The 7,087-nt window shown below is 58.1% G+C and carries 9 protein-coding genes; 1 reads left to right on the top strand and 8 read right to left on the bottom strand.

Translation table 11 applies throughout. The features are described from left to right. From AC2VLY_RS01070 to AC2VLY_RS01035, 8 genes are all read right to left on the bottom strand, one after another. A partial coding sequence (locus AC2VLY_RS01070; RefSeq protein WP_486892213.1) for a cytidylyltransferase domain-containing protein occupies positions 1 to 458 on the bottom strand: 458 nt, incomplete at its 3' end. Beyond that, positions 455 to 637: a Trm112 family protein gene (locus AC2VLY_RS01065; protein ID WP_024894835.1), complete on the bottom strand. Its 183-nt coding sequence runs from the start codon at positions 635 to 637 to the stop codon at positions 455 to 457. The genes AC2VLY_RS01065 and AC2VLY_RS01070, both read right to left, overlap by 4 nt. Next, positions 627 to 1,640: a tetraacyldisaccharide 4'-kinase gene (gene lpxK / locus AC2VLY_RS01060; RefSeq protein WP_486921628.1), complete on the bottom strand. Its 1,014-nt coding sequence runs from the start codon at positions 1,638 to 1,640 to the stop codon at positions 627 to 629. The genes AC2VLY_RS01065 and lpxK overlap by 11 nt, the downstream gene beginning before the upstream one ends. After that, positions 1,637 to 2,782, bottom strand: coding sequence for a hypothetical protein (locus tag AC2VLY_RS01055; RefSeq protein ID WP_486921627.1), 1,146 nt, complete (start codon positions 2,780 to 2,782; stop codon positions 1,637 to 1,639). The genes lpxK and AC2VLY_RS01055 overlap by 4 nt, the downstream gene beginning before the upstream one ends. 3 nt (positions 2,783 to 2,785) lie before the next feature. Next, the gene (locus AC2VLY_RS01050; RefSeq protein WP_227485544.1) at positions 2,786 to 3,430 is read right to left on the bottom strand and encodes a lysophospholipid acyltransferase family protein; all 645 of its coding nucleotides are present in this window, start codon (positions 3,428 to 3,430) and stop codon (positions 2,786 to 2,788) included. A gap of 30 nt (positions 3,431 to 3,460) precedes the next feature. After that, entirely contained in the window at positions 3,461 to 3,865 is a 405-nt protein-coding gene (locus AC2VLY_RS01045) for an ExbD/TolR family protein (protein WP_486892215.1), read from the bottom strand. After that, the gene (locus AC2VLY_RS01040) at positions 3,862 to 4,482 is read right to left on the bottom strand and encodes a MotA/TolQ/ExbB proton channel family protein (RefSeq protein ID WP_010637155.1); all 621 of its coding nucleotides are present in this window, start codon (positions 4,480 to 4,482) and stop codon (positions 3,862 to 3,864) included. The genes AC2VLY_RS01045 and AC2VLY_RS01040 overlap by 4 nt, the downstream gene beginning before the upstream one ends. A gap of 84 nt (positions 4,483 to 4,566) precedes the next feature. Next, positions 4,567 to 6,780: a ComEC/Rec2 family competence protein gene (locus AC2VLY_RS01035; RefSeq protein ID WP_486921626.1), complete on the bottom strand. Its 2,214-nt coding sequence runs from the start codon at positions 6,778 to 6,780 to the stop codon at positions 4,567 to 4,569. Here AC2VLY_RS01035 and AC2VLY_RS01030 point away from each other — a divergent pair. Then, the coding region (locus tag AC2VLY_RS01030) for a DUF2062 domain-containing protein (protein ID WP_486921625.1) at positions 6,765 to 7,087 on the top strand (323 nt) is incomplete at its 3' end. The genes AC2VLY_RS01035 and AC2VLY_RS01030 overlap by 16 nt on opposite strands.

The raw sequence follows: 7,087 nt of genomic DNA, 5'->3' as shown, positions 1-7,087 counted from the left end.
GCATGGCCCAGATCATTGCGGATCAGTTTCACGACATGCGGATCTGCGAGTTCATCCCAGTGCCCAATGGGAACTGCAGCCGTGGCCATCTGCAAGCCCGCATCTTCGAGCAATAGCTGAGCTGTGGCCTGCAGAAGTGCGGGATTCATGCCGGGCTCATCTCCCTGCAGATTGACGATAATTGCCTCCGCAGGCAATTCCAGCAGACGCGCAGCTTCGGCAAGACGTTCCGTACCGCAAACATGGGCCGTGGACGTCAGTACTGCTTCGCCATCGTAGCTCTGTATACATTCAACGATTTCCAGATGATCAGCGGCAACAACAACCCGGGAAGCTCCACTTTCGAGCGCCCGGCGCCGTACCTGTTCAATCATGGGCAAACCACCGACATCCAGCATGACCTTGCGCGGCAGGCGCGTAGAAGCCAGGCGCGCCGGAATAAGCACACAAAAACTCATGCGGGTTTATCCTCGTAAGGTTTGGCTTCATCCAGTAAAAGAACAGGAATATCATCGCGAATGGGATATTGCAGATGACAACGCGGGCAACACAGGGCCTGACGCTGTGCACAAGGTTGCAGACTCCCTTTGCATTGGGGGCAAGCCAACAAATCCAGCAACCGACGATCAATGCTCATGGTTTCTCCAGTTTGATAGCGCCCTTTCCAGCCAGGGCATGAAATCCGGTGCCAGTTCGGCGGTAATCCGCAAAGCCCAATCGTCAGGCTGCGCAAATTTCCGACATTTTACGGCATCTTTTTCGGTCATGACGAGGGGGCGAGACAGCGCCTCCAGATCTGCCCGCGTAAATACGTGATGATCCGGGAAAAACCGGGCATCCGCATCTACATCCACCCCCAGAGTAGCCAAGGTATCCACGAAGCGTTGCGGACGGGCTATTCCCGACACCGCCGTCCAGCGTTCTCCGGCCAGGCTGTCCAGGCTGCGGATACGTTGTGGATCCGCAACCGCCTGTAAATCCTGAGGACGCACCTGAAAACCGAATTGGGGGGGAGATTCAGTCTGCGCCAGGGCAGTGGCTGCGGCAGCATCCACCAGCAAGGCGTCAGCCGCCGCCAGGGCCGCCCGGGGCTCGCGCAACGGCCCAGCAGGAAGACAGTAGCCGTTGCCAAAAGGCTGGGCTCCAGACATCACCAGCAGCCGTAAGCCCGGATGCAGGGCGAGGTGTTGAAAACCATCATCCAGCAAAGCCAGATCAAAACCGTCGGCTACGGCTGCAGCAATGGCCTGGTGACGATCGGGACAAATATAGACCGCCTGGGTTTGATTCTGCAGTTGCGCCAGGAGCAGTGGTTCGTCACCGGCACACTCGGGAGAATCATGCGCCTGAACCCGATAGGGCCAATGCGGTGGATGCGCTCCATAACCGCGACTGATGATGGCAACCTGCCATCCCGCCTGCCGCAGTAAATGGGCCAGGGCTGCCACCAAAGGCGTCTTGCCACTGCCGCCCACACTCAGGTTGCCGACCACAATGGTTTGAATATCTGCTTCCCGACCATGGATATGACGCCGCCGCCAGGTGGCGACCGCGCCCGTCAGCATCCCCAGCGGCCGTAAACTCGTGGCGAGCCAGCCACCCTCCTGCCATTGCTGTTCGAGGGTCTGGCGGAAACTCACCAGTCAAAAACCCGCTGCAAAAATTCCGGAAGACGTTCTCCCGCCTGACGTCGTTCCTGCCAGAAAACCCGGCGGGTTGCGTCGCCGCGTTGCCGCGCACTCATCACATCGGCATATAGATCCTGCCAGTGCTGAAGCACCTGAGTGGGATTATTGAGGGCTTGCACAGCACCGGCTTCGAGTTGTCGGGCAGCATTGAGATCAACTCCGGGATGCACGCTCACCGGTCGGGAGCCCGCATAAACCTGCCACTGCAGGAAAGGTGCGGCAGACTGCAGATGCACTGCCTGAGCAGCCGCCGCCAAGGCGGGATACCAGCGGTCTTCATCCACAGCCAGAACAGAACCGGCAGGCAGGGGCTGGCGCCGCCATTTTGATAACAGCGGTAAGTCTTCCGGCCTTTCAGCCCCACCCAGAAACAGCAACCCCTGGCGAGAAAGTGGCGAAGCCGCCCAGGCCTGGCGCCAGTCCCGCCATTGTTTTCCGGTCAACCCCTCCACCCACCACAGCAATCCCTCATCCGTACCACTGATCATGCTGCGGAAATTGGGGTCGACCTGGGCAATGGTAAAAAGCGTCGCAAAATCGACCGGTTCCTGCAGCACCGCTGCGCTGATTTTACCCTGCCATAGCTCTGCCTGTTGCGCATCCCGGGGATATACGGCTTCGAGCAGGGTCGGCACAAGGTTTTGCGGATCAGCTGCCATGAGCAGGCTGGGGATTTGTCGCCGCTCAAGTGCAGCCTGCAGCCCCTTGCGCGGTATCTGACCCAAGGCCAGGTAACGCAGCGGTTTGAGTTTATCCAGAGTGCGCTCCACGGCCTGAGCATGATCGCAGGGCCCAAAACCATAGCCCAGCCGTTCCAGAGATTCGGTATGCTGCTGCAATAACTGTGGATATTCCGTTTCAAAAGTCATGACCATACGCAGATCCCGGCGTTTTTCGGCGATAGCTCTGGACAGCTCAATACCCAGCCGCTGATTGTCGGGATCACTGAAACTCTGCATCCAGAGAATAGGTCCGCGCTCACCGGGAGCTTTAATCCAGCCCCAGCGCGCATTGGCCTGTCCTCTGCGACCGGCACGGGCATCCTGCCAACTTGCCCAGCGGCCGCGCAACAAACCATTTTCGTAATAGCTCATAATTTAATCATACTCACGGCCCACCAACGTGTCGGCCTGTTTGCGCAAATTAATCATGTCTGTTTCCAGTTGCTTCTGCAGCTCGGTTTGGAGAAGATCGTCGGCATCCCGGGGAATATACAGCGCCTCACCCCAGGTAACGACAATGCGGGTTGCCAAGCGGGGCAGCAAAAAACCATCCCAACTGGAAAAACGCCTGGCTCGCCGCGCCGAATAGCTCACCGGGATAATCGGCAAGCCGGAAATGCGCGCGAGATCAATGACCCCCTTCTGCAGCACTTCGCGGGGGCCTCTGGGCCCATCGGGAGTGATGGCCAGCGTACGCCCACTCAGAGCAGCCCTGAGCATCCCCCTGCCCCCCCTCACTGCCCCCCGCCGCGTTGAGCCGCGTATGGCGGAATATCCCCAGTAAGCCAGGGTCATGGCAATGAATTCACCGTCCCGATGTTCGCTGATGAGCACATCAATATCACGGCCACCCACCCGTCGGTAAGCTTCCGTAATCATCACCCCGCGCCCATGCCAGAAGGCCAGAATAAAAGGTTTTCCAGCAACAATCAGTTGCCGCACCCGGGCATCGCCAACCTCTTCCCAGCGCAAAGTCGCAGATATGCCCCTGATCAGACAGGCCGCCAGTCGGGCAACCAAACGCAGGGAACTCCCTTCCAGCCGCACTGCTCAGCGATTACTCAAAGTGGCAAAACTGATCCGGGTCAGCCCCGCTTCCTGGGCCGCATCCAGCACATCAATCACATATTGCTGCGTGGTGTTTTTATCCGCACGCAACACAATCACGCGTTGCGGATCTTTTGTCGCAAGAGCCTTGAGGCGTCCCAGCAAATCCGCCATGGGCACGGGCTGCTTGTCCATCTGCACCTGTCCACTGGCGCTGAGATCAATGGTGATGGGCGTTTTCGGCAAACCGGCGGCGGCCTGCTGGGCTTTGGGTAATTGCATGGATAAATGGGATTGATGCTCAAAACTGCTGGTCACCATAAAAAAAAGCAGCAGCACCAGCACGATGTCGACCATGGACACCACATTGATGTCGGGCTCTTCATTGATGCGCGGGCGCAGGTTCATTTTCCTGCTCCTCCGGAAAGGGTGTTCACCACTTTCAGGGCTTCTTTTTCTATGGCGAGGACCATTCCATCGACCTGTCCCTTGAAATAGCGATAGAACATCAGGCTGGGGATGGCGACAATAAGACCGCTGGCGGTGGTAATAAGCGCCTCGGCAATGCCGCTGGCCAGGGCCTTGGGATCACCCGCCCCGACCATGCCAATGGCCGCGAAGGCATGCATGATGCCGAAAACCGTGCCCAGCAAACCCAGCAGGGGCGAAACCCCGGCAATACTGCCCAGAAAATTCAGGAAACGGTCGAGATGGGCGACTTCCTGCCGACCACTTTCTTCGACGGTTTCCTTGATGGCATCCCGGGATTGCCCTGCCTGTTGCAAGGCTACCAGCATCAGCCGCGCCAATGGGGTATCGTTTTCATAGAGCAGCTTGACGGCTTGCTGCACTTTTCCCGACTCCACCAGATCAGTGACCCGGGGGGCGAGATCCTTAGGCGCAATGCGGGCCTTACGCAGGACCCAGAAACGGTTTCCGATAATCGCCAGGGCGATGACGGCCAGCAGAATCAGAAGGGGAAGAACAAAACCACCCAGTTTAAATAACTGCAGCAACTCCTGCACACCGCCTCCAGCTTTCAATCAGATTGGACGAAGCAGGAATATAGCACAAGACCCGACAAACGGCAGTGGCAGCAATCTGATTTTTCAATCCTCTATTTGCCAGTAAGCCCGCACTGGAGAAACAGATTGAACAAAATGCCGGTTTTGCCAGGACCATATCCCGGATGGGTCGTCCCCCGCATAGTGAATGGCTGCATTGGGCATGAGCCCGGCCAGAAAAGCCCGATCTGCAGTCGCGAAACTGGCTGGCGCGAAAGCCAGTTTTACCTGCCGAAAAGACGAAGACCCAACTTTTCCGAGGCGCTGTAGCGTAGCCAAATCCATGTCTCCCAGAATCAGCAGATCAGGACCGCTTCCCCAAGCCAGCACACAGGGCTGGACAGCTTTACCCAAATCCACAAAATGCACACCCGCAGGCGGATTGGGGGCATCCTTGCGACAAACAGAAAGCAGTCCGGGGTTTTGCGGGTAGTTCCTTGCGCCCGGCGGCCCCCACTGATGTATTGCCGATAGGGCGGGCAAGGGTGTGGAAATATCGGTGCGCACCCAGTCCGAGACCCGGGTCAGTCCTTTTTGCTGCAAAACTGCCGCAAGGGCCTGGCCGGCTTCACGCCGCGTAGCAGATTTCCAGAGATTGGCCGTCACCACGCCGCTATGCTGGGCTTTTTGCCAAAACAGGACCATACCGGATTGTACCGGGAGATTGCGCAGCTCAAAATTCGTATTCCCTTCCGCAGGCACCAGAAGCGGCACCAGTCCAAGTAATGCCAGAGGGCGACCGGGCCAACCTTTGGGTAGAAAGAAAATGCTGAGTCCGGCTGTCGCAGCCAGTAAAGCCCAGATCCGTCCAGTGCCGGTATGTACCTGGGCAAAAGGAATCTGGAGCAAGGCTCTGAGCAGCGCCGTAATCCCGTCCATCTGCACAGCCACCAGGCGAAAAAGTATCCGGCTCAGCAACTCCATATCCAGCAGCGCCAGAAAGGTTCCCAACAAGGCAAGCGGAACCGCCAGCAACTCGACCATAGGAATCACCAGAATATTGGCCAGCGGCGAAACCAGTGAAATCTGCCCGAAAAGACCCGCCAGGATCGGCAGCAAGCCAATAAATACCGCCCATTGACTGCGCAGCAGGGTGCGCCAGCCTCCTTCCCCATAGCCCACCGCCACCAAGGCCGCTACCGCGCCCAGAGAGAGCCAGAAACCGACATCCACCATAGCTCCGGGGTTCCCTAAAACAATAAGCAGAGCCGCCAGAGCCAGGCCCTGCCAGGCCTGATGTGACCTGCCCAGCAACCAGGCTATTGCCGCTGCGCTGATCATCCAGGCGGCGCGTTCACCGGGAATCTGCATGCCCGCAAAACTGGCGTAAGCCCAGGCGGCCGGAATACTGGCGATCACCCCCGCCGTTTGTGCCGGCCAACGCGTTACCAGCCAGGGGATACGCCGCCAGCCCCATTGTACCAGCCACAAAATCAGACCAGCGACTACCGCCACATGCGAACCGGAAATCACCAGCAGATGGGCCGTACCCGTATCCCGGTAAACCTGCCAGATTTCCGGGGAAAGCTGGTTACCCACCCCCACGCTGAGGGCCTGGACGAATCCGCCGGACTCATGGTCCAGGGCCATGTTGGTCGCCTGCAGCACGGCCTGGCGGGCAGCAGCAATCTGATCACCCGGATTCCACAAAGAAGGGGGCAGCAGTCGGGCATTCTCGATCCGTGCCACGCCCCCAATACCCTCCCAGAAGCGCTTACGGTCAAGATCCGCAAAGGGACTCTTGGGCAAAGTGCTGAGTGCTTCACTCTGCAATTGCAAATGCCAACGCTGACCAACCACCGGCAGTTCGGGAAGGGATCCGTGAATCTGCAAAATGGCGGGATGTTTTCCGGCAGGAGAATCGCCCGACCAACGCTCGGGAGTCAGTTGAAAGCGATAATCGCGCCCGCCCAGTTGGGGAATGGAGCTGATGCGTCCCTCCACCGAAAAAGTCCGGGCGCTGGTCCAATGCACAGCCAGGCGCGACTCAGCCTGCCAGATTCCCCAAGAGAAGGCCGCAGCAGCCAGAGTCAACAGCACCCCATGTCGCCATTTCCAGGCAAAGGGCAATGACACAAGACATAAGAGCAAGGAAATCCACAGCGGGGGTAACTGCCGAAAACTGTGAAAAAACCCCATTCCCAGACCGGCAGCCAGCACCACCAGAACCAAAGACGGCCAGGATTTGGTTCCAGGCAAGAGCTTGGCTACACTAGGGCGAATATTGTTGTGGAAATATCCCATTGCGCCTACCCGCATTTGTCCGCCTTCCCACCCGTGAGGAAATCCTCAAAAAACGTCCCCTCGGACGTTTTACCCATTATCTGGCACGCCCGGTGCTCTGGCACCCGCACCGCCATAGCGTCGCCCGTGCTGCCGCCATTGGAACTTTTATTGGAAGCCTGCCATTTTTTGGACATTTGCTCAGCATCACTTTGCTCTGCCTCTGGCGGAGAGCCTACATTCCCATCGGCTGGGTTATGCCCTGGGTGGTCACGGGTCCGTTGACTATCATACCGTTTTTTTTCGCCTGTTATGAATTCGGTTTCTGGCTACTCACCCAGTT

The organism is Acidithiobacillus sp. TH-A36, assembly GCF_057473445.1.
This window is presented reverse-complemented; position numbering and strand designations above follow the sequence as displayed.